Origin of the sequence: Flagellimonas halotolerans, from assembly GCF_035818535.1 — a bacterium.
Classification (GTDB): Bacteria; Bacteroidota; Bacteroidia; order Flavobacteriales; family Flavobacteriaceae; genus Flagellimonas; species Flagellimonas halotolerans.
This window is the reverse complement of record NZ_JAYKYV010000001.1, coordinates 78,029-99,433: the sequence shown is the minus strand read 5'-3', so window position 1 is coordinate 99,433 and position 21,405 is coordinate 78,029. Positions and strand designations below refer to the sequence as shown.

Here is a 21,405-nt window from a genome sequence, read left to right as displayed (position 1 = left end):
CCTATGGGTCACCACCATCATCACAATCATGGACATTCGCATGCGCATCCCGACCTTAAAGGGGTAAACTTGCTCATATCCATCGTTCTTAACATAGGCATTACATTGGCCCAAATCATTGGGGGATTGCTCTCGGGTAGTTTGGCACTCTTGTCCGATGCACTTCACAACTTTAGCGATGTACTCTCTTTAATGATTAGTTATGGTGCCAGGAGATTGGGACAACGGAAAGCATCCAGCCACAAAACCTTTGGGTATAAACGAGCCGAGATTTTGGCGGCCTTCATTAATGCGGCAACCCTAGTGGTCGTGGCCATTATTTTAATGAAAGAAGCCATAGAACGATTGTTAGAGCCCCAAGTAATTGAATCCAATCTGGTAATTTGGCTGGCTTTGATTGCCATTTTGGGTAACGGTTTTAGCGTGTTGTTATTGAAAAAGGATTCCGAGCACAACATGAACATGAAATCCGCCTATTTGCATTTACTTACGGATATGATGGCGTCCGTAGCGGTATTGATTGGTGGTATTTTGATGAAATATTTTCAGATTTTTTGGGTAGATGCCCTATTGACCATGATTATCGGCGTTTACTTAATTTATATGGGATATGACCTTTTGAAGGAATCGACCAAAGTATTGATGCTTTTTACCCCTAAATCGGTGGTCATACAAGATATTGTAGAATCCATTTGTACCATAGAACCGGTAAAAAACGTACACCATGTGCACATTTGGCAGCTCAATGAAGACGAAGTCCACATGGAGGCCCACATCGACTTTAAAAACGATATTCGTCTTTCCGAGTTCGATGTGATTTTAGAAAAAATAGAGGAGCACGTCTATCACAAACACGGTATCAACCATGTAAATATTCAACCCGAATTTGATAAGTGCGATTCCAAAAATGTAATAGTTCAGGATTAATGGAAGTATTGGTAAAAACCTTTGAAGAGCTCTCCACCAAAGAACTCTATCAAATTCTACGCCTTCGCAGCGAGGTTTTTGTGGTGGAACAGGACTGTGTGTACCAAGATGTGGACAACAAAGATCAAAAAGCCCTACATGTAATAGGTATCAAAAATGATGGAGTAGTGGCTTACACACGGATTTTTAAACCTGGGGATTATTTTGATAATGTAAGCATAGGCCGGGTAGTTGTGAGCAAAAATCAACGCAAATTTGGATTGGGCAAGCAGATCATGCAAGCCTCCTTGGCCACTATTGATCAAAGATTTCCGCACAAAGCCATCGAAATTTCCGCACAATCCTATCTGTTAAAGTTCTACACGGAACTAGGTTTTAATGCCTTTGGCGAAGAATATTTGGAAGACGGTATTCCGCATAGGAGAATGTTGAGGGAATGACAAATGTTTGCAGTCATCTTATTCAAACCAACCTCTTCGCCACACCGATCTGTTCCAAATAATCCAACGTAAGAAAAAGGTTTACAGGCTTTTCCGCTTTGTTTTTTGTGGAAAACAACAGATATCCTTCAGTTTTGGTATCTAGTTGATTCACATTTATTTTGCCTTGCTTTTTGCGATTCACAAAAGTGATGTTGCAAGAGGTATATACACCATCCTCATCCGAATACATGCTGGTGACCAAAGCATAAAATTGTGTGTTTTTGGTAATAAGCATCCAGTAAAGGGGCCAATTGTTTTCCTTGGATAGATCAGCTTTGAACTTGCTTTTCAAATTCAGAAATTTTCCGGAAAAGCGAAGCACCGAGTTGTTCCACAATGCCCACCACAAGAGCGTTGCCCATAAAAAAGGCACGTTTGGCATCCGAAATGCCATCTAATTGGGTGTGATTATCCGGAAACATGTTCAACCGTTCCAATTCAACAGGTAAAAGTCTTCGTAGTCCCTTGGAGGTTTGGACCACGTGCTTAAACCGGGATGGGGATTTACCGCCCTCGCCGGTTATTATGGTTCTGGAAGGTTGATCCAGCGCATCGGGAAAAACCATGCTTCCCTCGCTGTAATTGTACTGAAAACCAGCTTTGGTCTTGCGTATTTCTTTTTTGCCGCCCTTTAAATATTCCCATTTGGGCAAATCGGCAGCATCAATATAATATTCTGGAGGAATGGAGCCCTTTTCCAAAATTTCGGAGAGTACCGTTCTTTTTCCATCGTAAGAAGGAGCCGTTTTTAGGGTAGATACTTTTCCATTAACACAAATCCCGGAGTTTAAAAATGGGGAAAGGCCTTTTTCTGGGTTGAAGTTATGGGACAAGGCCACTACATCTTCCTCCAAATCAAAGGAAACCAAATTTTGTGCTGTTTGGTCGACCGGAAAAGCAGCAGAAATAGTTCCTTCTTTCAAAATCCAGTCTTTTGGGCGGGACTTTAGGAGTTTTTTAAAAATAGGGGTTCCCTTAAAATACGCCATAAAAAAAACGCGCCTTCGGCGCTGTGGCATTCCATATTCGGCCGCATTTATTACGCGCCATTCCACAGCATAGCCCAAATCCGATAAACTGCGGAGCATCACGGCAAAATCCCGGCCTCTTTGGGAAGAAGGGGATTTTAACAGGCGATCCACATTTTCCAAAAAAAGATATTTTGGTTTGTTCGTTTTCTCGGAAAGAATTCGATGGATGGACCACCACAGCACACCCTTTTTACCAATAAGGCCCTTGGAGTTTTTCAAAGATGTGGCCACGGAATAATCTTGACAGGGAAACCCGCCAACAAGCATGTCGTGGTCGGGAATTTCGGAGGTTTCCACATTTTCAATATTGGTGTTGGAGTGATTTTCTGTTCCAAACCGTGCCTCATAAACCAAAGAAGCATGCTGTATTTTGGTAGAGGGCTCCCATTGATTGCTCCACACAACGGAATAGTGTCCTGTATTTTCCAATCCCAACCGAAAACCGCCAACTCCGGCAAAAAGTTCACACACTTTGAGTTTTTGCATGCCCAAAAATAGGATTTATTCTATCTTTTTTAGGGTATCGTCATATAAACCTATAAAGATGCTGTTTCCTTCTGCATCTATCTTTAGGCCGCCGTATTTGGCGTTTTCACACTTTTCCGCTTCCCCTTCTTGAAAAAAACAGGATGCTGCACCAATATGTATGCCCCACCATTTTTTTGGATATGGGAACAAGCCCGTTTTTGCCAATGGCAACAAGACCAAAAAACAAAACAATAAGCGCCTCGATAAGGCCCAGACCCAGGAACAGCGCGATAAAAAACGCTTACAAGCGGTCTTATCGGCATGAATATGGTGGAGCAAGGCCTTTGAAATCCCGCTTTTTGACCAATTACTTAGCTGGCTTATGGTCTGTATTTCTTCCCGATCAATTTTTGCCATAGGCATTATTTGCTAAAAAGAGCTGTAAAGCTATCCAAAGGAAAATTAGTGAATACCGGACGATTAATGTCAAGTCATTTGATAATTGCCGTATTTGGTTCGATGAATGCGGTATATGGATTGAAAGAAGAACCGAAGAAACAACACCCTACTTTAAAATTGCAGCGTATTTGGAATTATTGGACAACAATTCTTTTGCGGTCAATATGGCATCGTCATGATCCAAATAGTATTTGTAAAGCCCATCCCGGTAAAAGTATCGGGTTATGATCTCATCTTCCAACTTCTTTTGGATTTCCTTTTTAAAGGTGTCCAAAGCGGTTATTTTACCTTTATTTACGGCCAAAAGAAGGTCTTTGTACTTTTCTTGGACATCGCCCCCCAATAAGATGTTGTCACCATTAATGGATTCTTCCAAAAGCTTTTCCGTTTTGGTCTGATAGGAGAAGTTCTTTTCTTGGGCATAGGTTTTAAATGCATTATAATCACCATCGGAAAAATTAAACCCATCCACCGAATCAAAATTGTGGTCGTAGAAATAATCCGTGGCAAAATCAAAAATGATATTGTTTTCCTCCAACGCATCAATAAGGGAGTTGGTTTTTAAGGATTCAATGGTAATGTCTGGCATTACTCCTCCACCATCCCATACTTTTCGCCCGTTTCTGGTGGTGAATTCTTTAAAATTGGTGTTTCGAACTGCATTGCCCTGTGCATCACGGTTCCAATAGTCCAACGACTGGATACATCTGCCGGAAGGGGTGTAATATCTTGATATGGTTACTTTTAATTGTGTCCCGTAAGTAAGTTTTAAGGGGCGTTGCACCAAACCTTTTCCAAAACTTCGGGCCCCAACAATTACGGCACGGTCCAAATCCTGAAGTCCGCCCGAAACAATTTCACTGGCCGAAGCACTTTTTCCATCTATCAGGACAACAAGGGGAATCTCTTCATCTTCTGGCTTGTTTTTGGTTCTGTATTCCTGATTGAACTTTTTTACCTTGGATTTCGTGGTCACGATCAACTCTCCCTTGGGCACAAAAAGGTTGGTTACATTGATGGCTTCGGATAATAGTCCTCCGGGGTTTCCCCTAAGGTCCAACACCAATTTTTCTGCACCCCGGCCTTTTAGGTCCTGCATGGCCAATTGGGTTTGTTTGGAAGCTTTCCTGTTAAAGCGTGACAATACGATATAGCCCGTTTTGTCATCGATCATATCGTAAAAGGGAACGGCATCTACCTCTACACCTTCGCGGGTAATGGTTGCGGTCTTGGTTTCCCCTTGTCTTAAAAAGGTGACGTCAACCGAAGAGTTGTTGGCCCCTTTTAGGAGCTCTCCGGCATTATCATCAAAATCGGCAACCAAGGTCTCCCCAATTTTAATAATTTCATCCCCGGCCTTTAGGCCGGCCTTATCGGCGGCATACCCTTGATAGGGCTCAACCACCACCAATTTGTTTTCGTAAGAGCGAACAAGGGCACCAATGCCCGAATACTCTCCCGAATTGTTGATTTTGTAGGATTCAACATCCTGCTCGTTCAAAAACTGGGTATAGGGATCCAGTTCATTCAACATGTTTTTTATAGCGGAATCCATCAGCTCTGCAGGGTTGGTCTCATCCACATAGTTCATGTTGAGTTCCTTAAAGAGCGTAGTAAAGATTTCTATTTGTTTGGCAATCTCAAAAAAGTCACTTTTAAAACTGCTGGCACCAACCAAAACGGCAAGTGCCAAAACGGGAATCAAAACCTGTTTTTTAATCAATCTTTTCATGGAATTCTTTTTTTATAAAGGCCTCTAACAGCTTTTTCATGGCTGCATCAACTTCATTAAAACTTGGGGTCTTCTTGCCAAGGTATAAAAATATGAACGCATAATTTCCCTCAATGTTGTTAAAAATGAGGGGCTTGTTGCGCCGGTAAGCCTCTCTTAAAAGCCGCTTGATGCGGTTGCGGTCCACTGCGGATTTGAATTGCCTTTTGGGGGCGACCACAGCAACTTTTACAGGCACCTCATCTTTAACATGGGTGTTGAGGTAAACCAACTTTAAAGGGAATTCACGCAGATTTTTACCTTCCGTAAAAAGCGCTTCGAACATTTTTTTGTTGGTGAGCTTTTCTTTTTTGGAAAAGGAAGTGTCCCCTTGAGGGGGCCTTAGGGGAGTTTTTTCTTTTTTTGAATAAGGTTTTTCACTTTGCATATCAGATACGACTTCTTGTAAGGTCATCAAAACACCAAACATATTGTTTTTAACCTCACTATCCTGTAAGCGAGCCAAATGTACGCCTACTTTTTCTAGTTGTTGCCCTCTTTGTGCACCCTTATCATACTTAAATTCATGGGAAACCCCATCAATTTCAATCGCGAGTAGCAATTTGTGGCAATAAAAATCCACAATATACTCAAGCAATGGAACTTGCCGATGGAATTGTACACCCAAAGCTCGCTGCTTTGTTTTTTGCCATAGCAGAACTTCAGAAAGTGTGCTGTGTTTACGTAGTTGTTTTGCAAACGCTTTCAACTTTGGGTTATCTGGAATAATCTTGTTTTTCAAAGCGATTGAGGACCTAAATATATCAAGAATATTTGGAGGAGAAGCCCCCCTAAGGCCCTCTCAAGGGGACAATCATAAAAAGAAAATAGATTTTTGATGTGAACCAAAAAGGGCGGCACAATCGGCCACCCTTAATTATGGTTAATATGAAAGAGGAGCTTATTCCTCTGCCTGATATACGTTGTTTTCCCCATCCACATCGGCCATCAATTGCGAAGGGTCTATCATAATGGCCTGAACATCATCCAAAGGCATATCCAACGTAAACTCGTAAGTTGGGTAAGCCCAGGGCCAATCCTCCAAAACAGTGCGATTTAGGTTGGGGTAAGGGTTATCTTTTTCCCCATACGTCATACGCAATGGCACATAGTAAGTTTCTTGTGTTCCATCGGCGCCCACGACCAAAATATCCAAAGGCATGGGCATTTCACCGATGCGCTCCATGGTTACCTTGGTCTTGTCCCCATCGGCCTCAACACTTTTAATTCCGTAATCAATGGTATTGGTTGTCTGTGTCCAATCGGTCAAGTACCAATCAAGTTCCATTCCCGATACTTTTTCTGCTGTTCTTTTAATGTCGTTGGGCACAGGGTGCTTAAACTTAAAGTCTTCGAAATATTTTTGAATGGTCTCCATTAGTTTATCTTGACCAATTATGTACCCCAGTTGAGAAAGGAATATGGATCCTTTGCTGTAAGCTGAAACGCCATAAGCAAAATTCGTAGTGTATCTATCGGCATGGGTGGACTGTGGCATTTCCAAACCGGAGTTGACCAAGGCATAATAGCCCCTATACGACCCCTCGAAAGGATTTTGCTTGTTCTGCTCCATAATTTGGTTCATGCACAGGCTACTGATAAAGGAAGTGAAGCCCTCGTCCATCCACTCGTGTTTGGACTCGTTGGTCGCCAGTACATGTTGGAACCAAGAATGTGCCAATTCGTGCACCATTACCCCGACCAAACTGCCAAATTCGCGTTCGCCGGTAATCAAAGTGCTCATGGCATACTCCATTCCACCATCACCGCCTTGAACCACGGAATATTGTTCATAAGGGTATTTGCCGATATTTTTACTAAAAAACGTCATGGCTTCCGCCGTTTTAGGCTGAAGTTTTTCCCAGTTTTCATTGAATTCTGGGTTGTCCTTGTACAAGAAATGAAGGGTTGGGCCGCCTTCCATTTTATAAACATCGTGGATATATTCCGGGTCGGCCGCCCACATAAAATCGTGTACTTTGGGTGCTTTAAAGTGCCATGTCAATGTTTTGCCTTTGGTTTTTACTTTGGTACCGGGCGTTTCATAACCATGTCCAATTTCTTGTGGGTTTTGAAGATATCCAGAGCCTCCGACCGTGTAATCTTTGTCCAAAGTGATTTTTACATCAAAATCGCCCCACACGCCATGGAATTCACGGGCTATATAAGGGTTTGGGTGCCACCCTTCAAAATCGTATTCCGAAAGTTTGGGGTACCATTGGCTCATGGAAAGCGCAACACCTTCTTTACTGTTTCTTCCCGAACGCCTTATTTGAAGGGGAACTTGACCTTCAAAGGACATTTCCAAGGTCGTTTTTCCTCCTGGGGGAATAGGTTTCGCCAAATCCACCACAAGAATGGTTCCTTCTTCGGTAAAAGTAACGGGTTGACCGTCCTGTGCTAGGGATTTGGCATGCAAATACCCCATTTCATCTTCAGAAAGCGATGCGATCCTGCTTTTCCCGTCTTCCATCATCCTTTTATCCGGGTCTTTGATGTTTTGGAGCCTGATATCCATTTCACTGCCGGGCTGAAAGGCATTGTAGTACAAATGATAAAAAACACGGCTCAATTCATCCGGAGAGTTATTGGTGTAAACCAATTTTTGGGTACCGGTGTACTGGTATGTTTTCACATCCATTTGTACGTCCATGGTATAATCCACATGCTGTTGCCAACTGCTCGAATTTTGTGCACTTAAAAAAAGAGTGGCCCCGAAAAAGGCTGTAAAAAAGAGGGATTGTAAACGCTTCATATATTATTTTGAATTACTTTCCAAGGTCATTTTACCTTTTGAGATGTTGTTTGCCAAAATTAAGGCATTATAGGCATTGACCATTTTGCCGGATTTAGAAATTTTATCGAAAGTGGTGGTTTTGGTCTCGTCACCCGCTACAATAACCGGTCTTTTTGTTCTAAGACCAGACTGCATGATGATGTTTTTTACCTGCGATGCGGACAAATCTGGGTGAAAAGAACGGATCAGCGCTGCAACACCGGCAACTGCCGGGGCAGCCATTGAAGTTCCGCCTTGAAACTCATATTCACTATTGGGCATGGTAGAGTAAATCTCGGCACCAGGAGCGAATACATCAACACGCTGGTTTCCATAATTGGAAAAAGAGGCCACCATCTCGGACCCATAGCTGCTGGAAAGTGCCCCAACAGTAATCATATTGTCCACAAACTCCTGACTTTCATCCATATCATCGTTTGGATAATTTCTATTTTCAGGGCTTTCCAAGTCTTCACCGTCGTTACCTGCGGCGTGAACAATAAGAACATCTTTGGAAGCTGCATATTTTATGGCATCGTAAACCCATTCCGCTTTAGGGGAAAAGGACTTTCCAAAGCTACAGTTGATGATGGATGCCCCATTGTCCACAGCATAGCGAATGCCGAGCGCAATGTCCTTATCGTATTCATCGCCATTGGGAACGGCCCTAATACTCATAATCTCCACATTCTGGGCCACTCCGTCGACACCAATTCCGTTGTTACGCTTGGCAGCGATAATTCCAGCTACGTGGGTTCCGTGGCTTTCGGTATCCACTATGTTTTTTGGGTTGCCATTACCGTAGGGAACGTCCGTAATATCATAAGGGTCATCGCCCACAGGGGTTCTACCATTGAAATCTTTGTTGAGGTTGTAATTGGCTTGTTCGGAAAAGTACTTAATGCCTTCTTGGAGTTCGTCCAATACTTCAGGAATACTATCGCCATAGGTGAACATTTGGGTCAACACCGCAACACTCTGTTCCATTTGCGTGGTTTTGGGCTCAATGGAAAGCAAGTCTTCCTTCGTGTAGGTTTCTTTCCCAAGTTCGTTCCTTACAAGTTCGTCCGCACCTTTTACCACCTGAAATATTTGTTCGTACTGTTGTTTGTTCTGAACCGCTTCGGGATATTCCTTGTCCAATAAAAGCCTGGCCTCCGCTCTTTCGGATGCATCACCAATGTTCAATCGAAGCATGCGGACGTATTCCAGTTGTTCATTATAGGACTCTCCTAAAAAGTTATAGCCGTGTATATCGTCCACATAACCATTGCCATCATCATCCTTGTTGTTGTTGGGGATTTCATCGGTGTTTGTCCAAAGAACACTCTTTAGATCTTCGTGCTCCAAATCCATGCCCGAATCCAAAACGGCCACTACAACGGTTTTCCCCTTTTTGTTCTTTATGATTTCGTTATAGGCTTTGTCCACGCTCATGCCGGGAATGGTGTCCGCAATAAGGTCGAGGTGGCCCCAATTTTTTTTCTCCGCTTCGGTAAGCTCAGAAATTTTTAAGGGAACGGCATCAATGTTCTCCACAGGGGTAGAGACCAATGCGGTAGATCCGCAACCCATTAAAAATAGGGCGGCAGATAGGGATAAGAATGATAGTTTGTTATATGTGCGATTCATAGAATGTATTTGTAAAAAGTGAAAGGTTATTGCATTTTGAATAGTTCGTCATAGGAAAACAGCTGATCCAAACGAGCTCCTTTTTCGGTTTGTTTAAGAGTACATATTTGGTTGTGGGCATCGTGCTCAAAGAGCAAGAGCCAATTGTTTTCCACGGCAGCATTTAAAAAATCAGATTTTTCTTTTAAGGTCAGTAAAGGTCGGGTATCGTACCCCATTACATAAGGCAGGGGAATATGGCCCACGGTCGGAATTAGGTCGGCCACAAAAACCAAGGATTTGCCCTTGTAGTTTAGGTGAGGGAGCATTTGCTTATCGGTATGACCATCCACGAAGTGGATACCGAAACCGAGTTCGGACTTTTCCACAAAGGAACCTTCTTTTCTGTCCACAAAATGAAGCTGTCCGCTTTCCTGCATGGGCAATAGGTTCTCTTTTAAAAATGAAGCTTTTTCCCGGGCATTGGGTTTGGTGGCCCATTCCCAGTGGTCTTTGTTGGTCCAAAAACGGGCATTTTTAAAGGCCGGCTCATACCCGGTGCGGTCTTTGTTCCACTGGATACTGCCTCCACAATGATCAAAGTGCAGATGGGTCAAAAACACATCGGTAACATCATCACGATGAAATCCGAGGTTTTTTAAGGATTTGTCCAAGGAGTGATCGCCCCAGAGGTAGTAATAGCTAAAAAACCTTTCGGATTGTTTGTTGCCCAGACCATTATCAATCAAAATAAGCCTGTCCCCATCTTCGATCAAAAGGCAACGGGCTGCAAGATCGATCATGTTATTGCCATCTGCAGGATTGGTTCTGTTCCAAATAGACTTGGGAACCACGCCGAACATGGCGCCTCCATCCAACTTAAAATTACCGGTCTCTATGGGATAAATTGTCATTTAGAAAATAAAATGGCCTGCAAAATAACAAAAGCACAGTCCAAATGCGGAAAAAATAAGGACATATTGGCCGTATTTTAACAAAAATGGGATGAGTACTGTTAAATATGGCAAGGTTTCCACCCTTAAGGCTTCTCCAATCTGGTTGGTGACCCCGGAGAAGAACGATTATCTAAAAGAAAAACATTAAATTTCCACAAAACTTGGAACATGGTCGAACTCGCCGGAATTATAATTCTAGGTATTATTGCCCAATGGGTGGCTTGGCGGTTTAAATTACCCGCAATTTTGCCTTTGATTTTGATAGGATTGTTGGTGGGCCCCATCGCAACCTTATACACAGAAGATGGGTCAAAATTAATAGAGCCCATCTGGAACGGCGAAAAAGGGCTGTTCCCGGGAGAAGGGCTTTATTATTTTGTGTCCTTGGCCATTAGCGTTATTCTTTTTGAGGGCGGCCTTACCCTTAAACGGGCAGAAATATCCAACGTAGGGCCCGTAATCACCAAATTGATCACCATTGGAACCATAGTCACATTTTTTGGGGCCGGTGTTGCGGCACACTATATTTTTGGGCTTTCGTGGCAAATTTCATTTTTGTTCTCTGGGCTGATCATTGTTACCGGACCTACGGTTATTACACCTATTTTAAGAAACATTCCCCTTAAAAAAGACGTGTCGGCCGTGCTAAAATGGGAGGGAATCCTGATTGATCCCATCGGAGCACTGGTTGCCGTATTGGTTTTTGAATTCATCAGTGTAGGGGAAGGACAGGCGTTTACGCAAACAGCGCTCATCGAGTTTGGTAAAATCATTCTGTTCGGGACCACTTTTGGGTTTACGTTCGCCCACGCCCTGGCTTTTGCCATAAAAAAGAATTTTATTCCACATTATTTGTTGAACGTGGTTTCCTTGTCTACCGTACTCCTTGTTTATGTGGAGTCGGACCTGTTTGCCCACGAATCCGGTCTGTTGGCCGTGGTGGTCATGGGTATGGTCATGGGAAATATGAATCTTCCCAATCTTAAAGAACTGCTTTACTTTAAGGAATCCCTTAGTGTGTTGTTGATTTCGATTCTATTTATCCTATTGGCGGCCAACATCAATATTAGCGACATGGAGCTGATCTACAACTGGAACACGGTCGCTCTTTTTGCAGTGATCGTATTTATAATACGGCCCTTGGGGGTGTTTTTAAGTTCGCAGGGATCCAACTTAAAACTCAACGAGAAACTTTTTATTGGCTGGGTCGGTCCACGAGGGATCGTTGCTGCGGGTATTGCTTCGCTTTTTGGCTCTAAATTGATGTTAAGGGGAGAGCCGGGGGCCGAATACATTACCCCTTTGGTTTTTATGATTGTTTTGGGCACGGTACTATTAAATGCTACCACGGCACGTTTGTTTGCCAAGCTAGTTGGTGTGTTCTTAAAAAAATCCGAAGGCATTTTAATTATTGGCGCATCCAAACTATCCCGACTCATCGGTAATTATTTGAGGAAAAACAATAGGCACGTAGTGCTCATAGACAACAACCAAAACAATGTTGATAAAGCAAAAAAGCTAGGTTTGGAGGCTATTTCGGCCAATATTTTTTCCGATACGCTTGCAGACAATATTGAGTTGAACGACATGGGGTATTTAATGGCGCTTACAGGAAACTCTGATATTAACAAGTTTGCGATCAACAAATTCCAAAAACAATTTGGTGAAAACGGAGCGTTTCGTTTGGTAAATACCGAAGAGGTAAATGATCCAGAGAACAACCCAAAGGAAGGGCTCTTTTCCCATACGGATGATTTTATCCAACTGATGGACACTGTACGAAAACATCCGGTCATCCACGAAATTGAATTGGAGGATAAGGAGCACTACGACAAGTTGATCGATATTACCTACGAAGAACGCGACATTGTTCCATTGTTCACCAAATCGCCCGATGGAAGCATTGAAATCATTCCGGCGAACAGCAAGGACTTTACTCCAGAGGGTGAAGGCTACAAGCTAGTTTATTTAGGCAAAGAGATAGAAGTGGCAAAAAAGGAAGAGAATCCCAAAACGGATTAAGATAGTTTTCTGTAGAAGAGGCGAAATTGGTTTAGTTTACGGTTTTACTCATCATTGACCGAATCGGAACAGAAAAAGGGTGGCCAAACAACGAACAGAATTGTAAATTAGGGACACCATGGACAGCGATTTGATCATTACCATTGTAATCATCTGCATAGGGATTGTCCTTTTTGTAAAGGACTATTTTTCTATAGACACCACTTCCATTATCATTATGGCCCTGTTCATAGTGGCGGGCGTCCTTAGTCCCAAAGAAGGTTTTTCGGGCTTTAACCACCCGGCCACCTTAACACTCGGGTGCATGTTCGTGGTAAGTGCAGGGGTCTTCAATTCAGGAATCTTGGACGGTCTTAGCCATAGGATCATAAAGCTGGCCAAAATACATTACAGTATTGCCCTGATCACATTTTGTCTTATTGCGGGTATGTTTTCCGCTTTTGTGAACGATTCCGCAGTAGTGGCCTTGCTTTTGCCCATTGCCCTTACCGTTTGTAGGGAAACCAAAATAACCCCGGGCATGTTGTTGATCCCAATATCTTTTTCGGCACTTTTTGGCGGTACCTGTACCTTGATCGGGACTTCCACTAATATTTTAGTGAGTAGTTATGCCGAAGAATATGGAGTGGAGGGTTTTGGGATGTTCGAATTTAGTTTGGCGGCACTTTGTTTGGCCGTAATTGGTTTTGCCTACATCTTTTTTGTGGCACCCCTTCTGTTGCCCAAGGCAGAAAAGGAGCAGAACCCACTTACCAAAGAAGCGGAAAAGTACATTACCGAATTACTGGTGGAAATGGATTGCCCCGACAGCAAAAAACCGTTGCACATGTCCAAATTGGTCAATGATCATAATGTGCAGGTATTGACCATATTGAGGGAGGGGTCGCACAAGCAAAGTATTGGCCCTGAAACATTTATATTGGAGGGGGATGTAATGAAAGTTATGATTCCCCCGAAAGCACTCAACGGCATCCGAAGCCTAAAAGGATATAAGATCACGGGGGACAAAAAGTTGGACGAAGCAGAACTTGAGAAACACATTTATGAGGTTATTGTTCCCTTTGGCTCCAAACTGACGGAGGGCTCCCTTCGCTCCCTTAACTTTAGGAGACAATACAATGGCTCGGTCTTGGCCATAAGGCAACGTGGGGAGATTTTGTATGAAAAGCTCGCCGATGTAAAGCTGACCGAAGGAGACATGTTACTGATTTTGGGCACCGAGGCCGATGTGGATGCATTGGTTGCCCAGAACTTGGTGGTGGCCCTTTCCGAGCACAAGCACGGGAAAGTCAATTTAAAAAAAGCCATTCCTGCCCTTGTTATTGCCGTGGGAGTAGTGCTTGCGGCATCACTTAACCTCACCTCTATTTTGATCAGCAGTATGGTTGGCGCTCTGTTATTGGTGGCCACTTCTACCTTAAAACCAAAGGAAGCTTACGAAGCAGTGGAATGGAAGGTTATTTTTATGATGGCAGGCGTGCTTTCCATGGGAACGGCCCTTGAAAAAACCGGAGGGGCCGAAAAAATAGCCCTTTTTATAGAGCAGACTCTGGGAAGCTATGATGCCCAAGTTACCCTGAGCATTTTGTACTTGGTCACTTTTTTGAGCACCAACGTACTCTCCAGCAAGGCCACAGCGGCCCTTATGACCCCGATAGTAATCAGTCTTGCCTCGGCAATGGAGGTGAGTGAACGGCCTTTTTTGGTAGCGGTGATGTTCGCCTGCTCCCTTACTTTTATGACGCCCGTAAGCTATCCCACCAATACCATGGTCTATGCGCCGGGAAACTACAGGTTCAATGATTTTTTAAAGGTAGGGACACCGCTTAATATCGTTATTTGGATTGCCGCCACTTTTGTAATCCCTTACTTTTTTCCTTTTAAATAATTAAGAAGGACACGCTTTTTTTCGCATCCGTCAATTGAAGAGCAAATAAATGATGGAGTACAAGTACTTTGGTATTTATTAACCAAATAAATCATTTTGATGAAAATACTTTTGCTTACGGTAGTTGCTGCTGCCGCATTAATGACCGCCTGTTCCAAAGATGACGGACCAACCAATGAATGTGAATCCTGTACCCTTGAGGGAGGAAAAGTGGAAGTTTGTGATAACGGGGATGGTACTTGGACAGTATCAACTGCCGGGTCTATAAAAACTATGGATGCAAAGTTTTTTGGCGGAGAGGATTTAATGCCTAAACAATTTGCAGAATCATTATGTGCAGCTGGAGATGCATCATTATAATCCGCAAAAGGCAGAGAAAACTATTTTCTTGGCTTTTTTAGTCATTCAACTTGAGCACGGCCATAAAGGCTTGCTGCGGAATTTCCACATTCCCCACTTGGCGCATCCGCTTTTTACCCTTTTTCTGCTTTTCCAACAATTTACGCTTACGTGAAATATCCCCACCATAACATTTGGCGGTAACGTCTTTCCGAAGCGCTTTTATGGTTTCCCTGGAAATAATTTTGGAACCAATAGCGGCCTGGATCGGAATATCGAACTGCTGCCTTGGGATAAGCTCTTTTAGCTTTTCACACATTTTTTTACCGATATGGTAAGCATTGTCAAAGTGTACCAGGGCAGAAAGTGCATCAACAGGCTGGGCATTTAAAAGGATGTCCACACGAACCAGTTTTGAGGTGCGCATTCCTATTGGGGAATAATCAAAAGAGGCGTATCCTTTGGAAACGGTTTTTAAACGATCGTAAAAGTCAAAAACAATTTCCGCCAAAGGCATATCAAAAACCAGCTCCACCCGCTCCGTGGTCAAATACGTCTGGTTTACGATTTGTCCACGCTTTTCAATACAGAGCGACATTACGTTGCCCACAAAATCTGCTTTTGTGATGATCGTCGCCTTAATATAAGGTTCCTCAACCCGGTCTATAGTGGAAGGATCTGGTAAATCCGTTGGGTTATTGACAATTATAGGGTCTGGGTCGCCTTTGGTAGTATATGCGTGGTAACTCACGTTGGGCACCGTGGTGATCACGGTCATGTCAAACTCACGCTCCAAACGTTCTTGGATGATTTCCATATGCAACATTCCCAAAAAACCACATCGAAACCCAAAGCCCAATGCAGCACTGCTTTCTGGTGTAAATACCAAGGAAGCATCGTTGAGTTGCAATTTTTCCATCGAAGAACGTAAATCCTCAAAATCTTCCGTGTCAACAGGGTAAATACCTGCAAAAACCATAGGTTTTACATCCTCGAAACCGCCAATGGGGTTTTTGGTCGGGTTTGCAGAATCTGTGATGGTATCCCCTACTTTTACCTCACGGGCATCTTTTATTCCGGTGATCAAATAGCCCACATCGCCCGTAGAAATCTTGTTTTTAGGGAACTGGGTCAATTTTAAGGTACCAATTTCATCGGCATAGTAAGACTTTCCGGTGGCCACGAATTTTATTTTTTGCCCTTTTTTGATTTCTCCATTTACCACCCTAAAATAGGTTTCAACACCTCTAAATGGATTATATACCGAATCAAAAACAAGAGCTTGGAGAGACTCATCGGGATTCCCTTTAGGGGGAGGTATGCGCTCAATAATCGCAGTAAGGATCTCTTCGATACCAATTCCCGTTTTAGCACTTGCCGGGATTACCTCTTCCGGTTTACAGCCCAATAGGTCCACAATATCGTCGGTAACCTCTTCTGGGTTTGCACTCGGAAGGTCCACTTTGTTGAGCACGGGAATAATTTCCAAATCGTTTTCCAATGCCAGATACAAGTTGGATATGGTCTGCGCCTGAATGCTCTGTGCGGCATCCACTACCAAAAGGGCACCCTCACAAGCAGCAATGGAACGCGATACTTCGTATGAAAAATCAACATGTCCGGGAGTATCGATCAGGTTGAGCACATACTTTTCGCCCTTGTGAACGTAGTCCATTTGAATGGCATGGCTCTTAATGGTAATGCCCCGTTCACGCTCCAAGTCCATATTGTCCAGCAACTGATCCTGCTTTTCGCGCTCGGTAACCGAACCGGTAAAATCCAACAAACGGTCTGCCAAAGTGCTTTTACCGTGGTCTATATGTGCAATAATGCAAAAATTCCTGATCTTCTCCATATCAACTATAACATACCCTTAAAAAGGGACATAATCAACTGCAAATATAATTGTTTTAAATACCCGCAAATGGTTTTTTCTCAATAAGAAAATCACCGCCCATCCCGCTCAAAAATTATTTCATAGATTTGACAATCAACCCAAACCTCTAATGAAGAACCTCTCCGCTACTTTTTTATTGGTGTTTTTTGCAATATGCGGCGCATACAGCCAAACCTTTACAATTTCTGGCAAGGTGGTGGACGAACAGAATCAGGTTATTCCCTACGCCAACATTTTGCTGCTTCAGGCCACCGATTCCACTTTTGTTCAAGGGGCATCTGCCGACGAAAAAGGCCTTTTTGTCCTGTCCGAAGTGAAACCGGACCTCTATTTGTTACAGGCAAGCTATGTGGGCAGGGGCTCCGAACCCAGACCTTTGGATATTGCCAAGGATGTTTCCTTGGGCGCTTTGATTATTCCCTTGGAAAACAACGAACTGGATGAGGTAGTGGTATCGGCTCAACGTCCTAAATTGGAAAGATTACCAGACAGACTGGTCTTTTCCGTGGCAAACACAGTGGTTTCCCAAGGAACCTCATGGGATATTCTAAAAAGCACCCCCGGTGTAATCGTAAACCAAGATGATTTATTGATTCGTGGCCAAAACGCCACAGTTTACCTTAATGATCGAAAGGTCCAATTGTCCGGACAAGAAGTTCGGGATTTGTTGCAGGGACTTTCGGGCACCAATATTAAATCTGTTGAAGTGATTGCAAATCCTCCCGCAAGTTATGATGCCGAAGGAGGCCCTATTTTGAACATCGTCACCAGCAAAAACATTGTTCCGGGATATAAGGGAAGCATCAATGGGACATTTACCCAAGCTGTTTTTCCAAAATTCAGTATGGGTACCAGTCATTATTATAAAACGGACAAACTCAACCTGTTTGCCAACTATACCATCAGTCCAAAGAAGGACGTGAACAAAACGAAAAAAGGCATCAATTTTATGGATGATACCAATGATGTTTTTTCCGTTTGGGATACGGATTATAATCAAACGGATAGGTCACAGTCGCAAAATGCAAGTTTTATTCTGGATTATGATTTTGATGACAAAAACAGTTTGAATGTGACCTCCAACCTGCTTTTTAATTTAGATCAAGAGCAGCAAACATTGCTCAGCAACGAAATGAGGAATGCCCAAGCCCAATTGGACTCCACATTTACCACCGAGAACAACGCCAATATGGACAACACCAACTTGGCGTTTGACCTCACCTATGTTCACAAGCTGAAAAAGGAAGGGGCACAGATACGAGCCAATGGGCATTACACCTATTTTAACGGCAAGACGTTCCAACGCCTTGCATCCGATTATTTTGATGCGGACGGCACTTTTTTACGGGACTTTGGGTTTGATTCCGATACCGATCAAGAAATTGGAATTTTTACAGGGCAGTTGGATTATTCCACACCAATTGGCAATGCATCTTTTGAAACGGGAGCAAAAATATCCTCGATCACTTCTGAAAACAAGGTGAACTTTTTCAACTTTAATGGTTCTAGCAATACGGTTGATTCTTCCTTATCGGATTTGTACACCTATGATGAAAATGTGTATGCAGCTTATATGAGCTTTGTGAAGAATTGGGAGAAATGGTCCATGAAGTTAGGAGTTCGTGGTGAGCTTACGGAGGCCGAGGGAAGGTCATTGACCTTGAACCAGACCAATACGCAGGACTTTTTTGAACCGTTCCCATCGTTTTATTTGCTCTATTCACTATCGGAGAAGCATAGCTTTTCCTTTGATTATGGAAGGAACATCAATCGTCCCAAATACAATGATTTGAACCCATTCCGGTTTTTCTATAATGAAAATGATTATGAGGAAGGAAATCCAGGGTTACGACCAAGCTTTAGCAATAACCTTAACTTTAATTATACCCATAACAGCGAATATTTCTTCGACGTTTACTATCGGGACAACGGCAGCAACATTGCGTACCTGGTCTTTCAGGACAATGACAATCAAACCTTGGTGGAGCTTAAACAGAATGTGTTGGAGAGTAAATCCTACGGCTTGGACTTTACCTTGAGCAAATCCATTTTGCCCCCGTGGTACTTGTACGCTTACACATCTGTTTTTCACGAAGAAGAGACTTTTTTGGCCGAGGAAAGCGGGAATGTACCTTTTACCAACGAAGTGAACGGGGTATATGCCTATGTGGGCAATTATTTGACCTTGTCCAGTGACGGAACCTTTACTGGAGAGGTTGCAGGAACTTATATCTCCAAATTTCTTTTTGGATCGTATGTGTCCGACGAGCAGTTTAATTTAACGATCGGGCTCCGAAAAACCCTTTTTGATAATAAAATAACCCTATCGCTTGCAGCGGAGGATATCTTGGAGCAATATGTGCCCACCTACCGTTCGCAGTACCTTAACCAAGATAACTTTTATCGCAGACGTCCCGAAACACAGTTTATCCGCTTTGGTTTCACCTATAATTTTGGGAATTTCCGATTGGAGGACAATGAGCGAGGAATCGATAAAAATGAGCGTGATCGACTTCAATCGCAAAACTAGCTTTTAGGTTGTCGCCTATTTTGTACTTTTGCAATCCAAAAAACTATAGGATTTGCCAAAAATTGGAAACATAGAACTCCCTGATTTTCCGCTTCTTCTAGCTCCAATGGAAGATGTGAGCGACCCTCCTTTCCGCAAATTGTGCAAGGAGCAGGGCGCTGATGTGGTGTATACCGAGTTTATTTCTTCCGAAGGATTGATTAGGGATGCCGCCAAAAGTGTCATCAAACTGGATATTTATGAAAAGGAACGTCCTGTGGGCATCCAGATTTTTGGTGCCGAACTGGATTCTATGCTTCAGGCGGTGGATATAGTGGAGAAATCCAATCCTGATATCATTGACATCAATTTTGGCTGTCCCGTTAAAAAGGTGGTCTGCAAAAATGCAGGGGCAGGTATTTTGCGGGATATTCCGTTGATGGTAAAGCTTACCGAAGAAATTGTAAAACGCACCAAATTGCCCGTTACCGTTAAAACGCGTTTGGGCTGGGACAACAATTCCATTAAAATAGTCGAGGTGGCAGAGCGATTACAGGATGTTGGGATTGAGGCCATTTCCATACATGGCCGCACCCGTGTACAGATGTACAAAGGCGAAGCTGACTGGAAACCCATTGCTGAGGTAAAGAACAATCAGCGGATGCGTATTCCCGTATTTGGAAACGGCGATGTGGACACGCCAGAAGCTGCCGTAAAAATGCGTGACGAATACGGATTGGACGGAGCCATGATCGGAAGGGCAAGCATTGGTTACCCTTGGTTTTTTAAGGAAGTAAAACACTATTTTAAAACAGGGGAGCATTTGGCGCCTCCCACCATGCAAGAACGCGTGGAGGCCGCCCGTAGGCATTTGCAAATGGCCATTGATTGGAAAGGTGAAAAACTGGGCGTTTTTGAAACCCGGAGACATTACACCAATTACTTTAAGGGCATTCCGCACTTTAAGGAATACCGTATGAAAATGGTCACCAGCGATGATGCTGCGGATGTTTTTGCCGCTTTTGATGAGGTAGAGGAAAAATTCGGGGATTACCAGTTCGCTTAGGCGGAAATCAATTTTTGGGAGATACGGCTACTTGCAATTTTTGAAGAAATAAAGCCCAAAACCACAATCGTTCCAATCACAATCAGCAAATTGATGACATTGAATTCCACGGGGTAGGCCAGTGATGGTGTTATCTTCAACCAACCAAACGCTAATTGGGAGCCAATCAACAAGGAACCGATCAATACACCAATCAACCCACCAAAAGAAGTGACCAATATACCTTGTATAAAGTAAATACGGCGCAATTCTTTGATGGTCGTGCCCAAACTGTACAGCGTTTTGGAGTTCTGCTGCTTGTCCAAAATCATCATAATAATGGCCCCAACCACATTAAACAGGGCAATGATCAACACCAAGGTGAAAATCAAATAGGTCGCCAAATTTTCCGTGTTTAGCATACGGTAGAGCGAGGTGTTTTGCTCACGACGCGTCAAAACCGACACTTTATCGCCCAAAACATTTGCAATAGAGCTTCTAACCTGATCGGGAGAGGCGTTTTCGGTCAACTTAAAATTGATGCCAGAGACTTCGGTACTATCTTTCTGCAACAATTCTTGTACCAAAGGAAGCCGGGCAAACACGTATTTTTTATCCAAACTTTCTTCAACCGCATAAACGCCGCTTACGACCAAAGCGAGTTCATCATAGGGTTTGGCATTAAATCCTTGTTGCGAAAAAGACCCCTCACCAGGTTTGGGCACCAAAACCTCCATGGGTGTTCTATTGTTCATGGGCACACCAAGCAAATTGTATATCCCGATGCCGATGACCCCATTGTATTGATCAGATCCCCAATTGCCAAAAATTAGCGTGCTGTCCACTCCCGTAACAGCCCGGTAGTTTTCATCCACCCCTTTTATATAGGCAATGGTGCTTTTTTCTTTATAGGTAAGGTAGGCCCGCTCTTCCAATTCTTTGGAAAAATTGGCCAGCCCCTCTATGTTGCCAAGCGCTGATTCTTCATCCGGAGAAATGGTAAAATGCTTCCCAATGGTGGGCGAAGCCTTCAAATCGGGGTCAAACGTATTGGAAAAAGAAAGGCTGAACGTTTTTAGACCTGCAAAAGCAGAAAGTACGATAAAAAGCGCAGCAGAACCTATCACAATCACCAAAAAAGTAATGAAATTGATAATATTTACCGCATTTTGGCTGCTTTTGGACCGTAAGTAACGTTTTGCGATATAAAGCGGAAAGTTCAAA

The 21,405-nt window shown here is 43.2% G+C and carries 17 protein-coding genes; 7 read left to right on the top strand and 10 right to left on the bottom strand.

Annotation, left to right across the window (positions count from 1 at the left end; all coding sequences use genetic code 11):
• The first annotated feature begins 3 nt into the window (after positions 1-3).
• Together VM932_RS00425 and VM932_RS00420 are read left to right on the top strand one after the other, a co-directional pair.
• On the top strand, positions 4-927 hold the full coding sequence (locus VM932_RS00425; RefSeq protein WP_326276602.1) for a cation diffusion facilitator family transporter: 924 nt from the start codon (positions 4-6) through the stop codon (positions 925-927).
• Positions 927-1,367, top strand: coding sequence for a GNAT family N-acetyltransferase (locus tag VM932_RS00420; protein WP_326276601.1), 441 nt, complete (start codon positions 927-929; stop codon positions 1,365-1,367). Before VM932_RS00425 ends, VM932_RS00420 begins: the two co-directional genes overlap by 1 nt.
• 22 nt (positions 1,368-1,389) lie before the next feature.
• Here the strand turns inward: VM932_RS00420 and VM932_RS00415 are convergent, their stop codons facing one another.
• The 8 genes from VM932_RS00415 to VM932_RS00380 form a co-directional block, all read right to left on the bottom strand.
• Positions 1,390-1,701, bottom strand: a complete 312-nt coding sequence (locus VM932_RS00415; protein WP_326276600.1) for a hypothetical protein — start codon at positions 1,699-1,701, stop codon at positions 1,390-1,392.
• Positions 1,679-2,926: a DNA (cytosine-5-)-methyltransferase gene (dcm, locus tag VM932_RS00410; RefSeq protein WP_326276599.1), complete on the bottom strand. Its 1,248-nt coding sequence runs from the start codon at positions 2,924-2,926 to the stop codon at positions 1,679-1,681. Before dcm ends, VM932_RS00415 begins: the two co-directional genes overlap by 23 nt.
• 15 nt (positions 2,927-2,941) lie before the next feature.
• Positions 2,942-3,325: a hypothetical protein gene (locus VM932_RS00405; RefSeq protein ID WP_326276597.1), complete on the bottom strand. Its 384-nt coding sequence runs from the start codon at positions 3,323-3,325 to the stop codon at positions 2,942-2,944.
• A 148-nt stretch (positions 3,326-3,473) separates the two neighbouring features.
• Positions 3,474-5,099: a S41 family peptidase gene (locus VM932_RS00400; RefSeq protein WP_326276596.1), complete on the bottom strand. Its 1,626-nt coding sequence runs from the start codon at positions 5,097-5,099 to the stop codon at positions 3,474-3,476.
• The gene (gene rnpA / locus VM932_RS00395; protein WP_326276595.1) at positions 5,083-5,880 is read right to left on the bottom strand and encodes a ribonuclease P protein component; all 798 of its coding nucleotides are present in this window, start codon (positions 5,878-5,880) and stop codon (positions 5,083-5,085) included. Before rnpA ends, VM932_RS00400 begins: the two co-directional genes overlap by 17 nt.
• Positions 5,881-6,039: 159 nt before the next feature.
• Positions 6,040-7,893 (bottom strand): M1 family metallopeptidase, encoded by a 1,854-nt coding sequence (locus VM932_RS00390; RefSeq protein WP_326276593.1) that lies wholly within the window; start codon positions 7,891-7,893, stop codon positions 6,040-6,042.
• Positions 7,894-7,896: 3 nt separating this feature from the next.
• The gene (locus VM932_RS00385) at positions 7,897-9,546 is read right to left on the bottom strand and encodes a S8 family peptidase (protein ID WP_326276591.1); all 1,650 of its coding nucleotides are present in this window, start codon (positions 9,544-9,546) and stop codon (positions 7,897-7,899) included.
• A gap of 26 nt (positions 9,547-9,572) precedes the next feature.
• Positions 9,573-10,439, bottom strand: coding sequence for an MBL fold metallo-hydrolase (locus VM932_RS00380; RefSeq protein ID WP_326276590.1), 867 nt, complete (start codon positions 10,437-10,439; stop codon positions 9,573-9,575).
• 210 nt (positions 10,440-10,649) lie between these two features.
• On the opposite strand from VM932_RS00380, the gene VM932_RS00375 reads away from it, so the two are divergent.
• The 3 genes from VM932_RS00375 to VM932_RS00365 all read left to right on the top strand — a co-directional run bounded on the left by VM932_RS00375 (position 10,650) and on the right by VM932_RS00365 (position 14,751).
• Positions 10,650-12,503 carry a cation:proton antiporter gene (locus VM932_RS00375; protein ID WP_326276589.1) on the top strand — a complete coding sequence of 618 codons (1,854 nt, stop codon included), beginning with the start codon at positions 10,650-10,652 and terminating at the stop codon, positions 12,501-12,503.
• A 118-nt stretch (positions 12,504-12,621) separates the two neighbouring features.
• Positions 12,622-14,391 carry an SLC13 family permease gene (locus tag VM932_RS00370; protein WP_326276588.1) on the top strand — a complete coding sequence of 590 codons (1,770 nt, stop codon included), beginning with the start codon at positions 12,622-12,624 and terminating at the stop codon, positions 14,389-14,391.
• Positions 14,392-14,487: 96 nt separating this feature from the next.
• The gene (locus VM932_RS00365) at positions 14,488-14,751 is read left to right on the top strand and encodes a hypothetical protein (RefSeq protein ID WP_326276587.1); all 264 of its coding nucleotides are present in this window, start codon (positions 14,488-14,490) and stop codon (positions 14,749-14,751) included.
• Between the two features lie 37 nt (positions 14,752-14,788).
• Here VM932_RS00365 and lepA read toward each other — a convergent pair whose 3' ends face one another.
• Entirely contained in the window at positions 14,789-16,585 is a 1,797-nt protein-coding gene (gene lepA / locus VM932_RS00360; protein WP_326276586.1) for a translation elongation factor 4, read from the bottom strand.
• 151 nt (positions 16,586-16,736) lie between these two features.
• Between lepA and VM932_RS00355 the strand changes: the two genes are divergently transcribed.
• Both VM932_RS00355 and dusB read left to right on the top strand, forming a co-directional pair.
• Positions 16,737-19,157 (top strand): outer membrane beta-barrel family protein, encoded by a 2,421-nt coding sequence (locus VM932_RS00355; protein ID WP_326276585.1) that lies wholly within the window; start codon positions 16,737-16,739, stop codon positions 19,155-19,157.
• Between the two features lie 52 nt (positions 19,158-19,209).
• Positions 19,210-20,202: a tRNA dihydrouridine synthase DusB gene (gene dusB, locus VM932_RS00350; RefSeq protein ID WP_326276584.1), complete on the top strand. Its 993-nt coding sequence runs from the start codon at positions 19,210-19,212 to the stop codon at positions 20,200-20,202.
• Here dusB and VM932_RS00345 read toward each other — a convergent pair.
• Positions 20,199-21,404 carry an ABC transporter permease gene (locus tag VM932_RS00345; RefSeq protein WP_326276583.1) on the bottom strand — a complete coding sequence of 402 codons (1,206 nt, stop codon included), beginning with the start codon at positions 21,402-21,404 and terminating at the stop codon, positions 20,199-20,201. The two genes, dusB and VM932_RS00345, sit on opposite strands and share 4 nt — an antisense overlap.
• Position 21,405 lies beyond the last annotated feature (1 nt).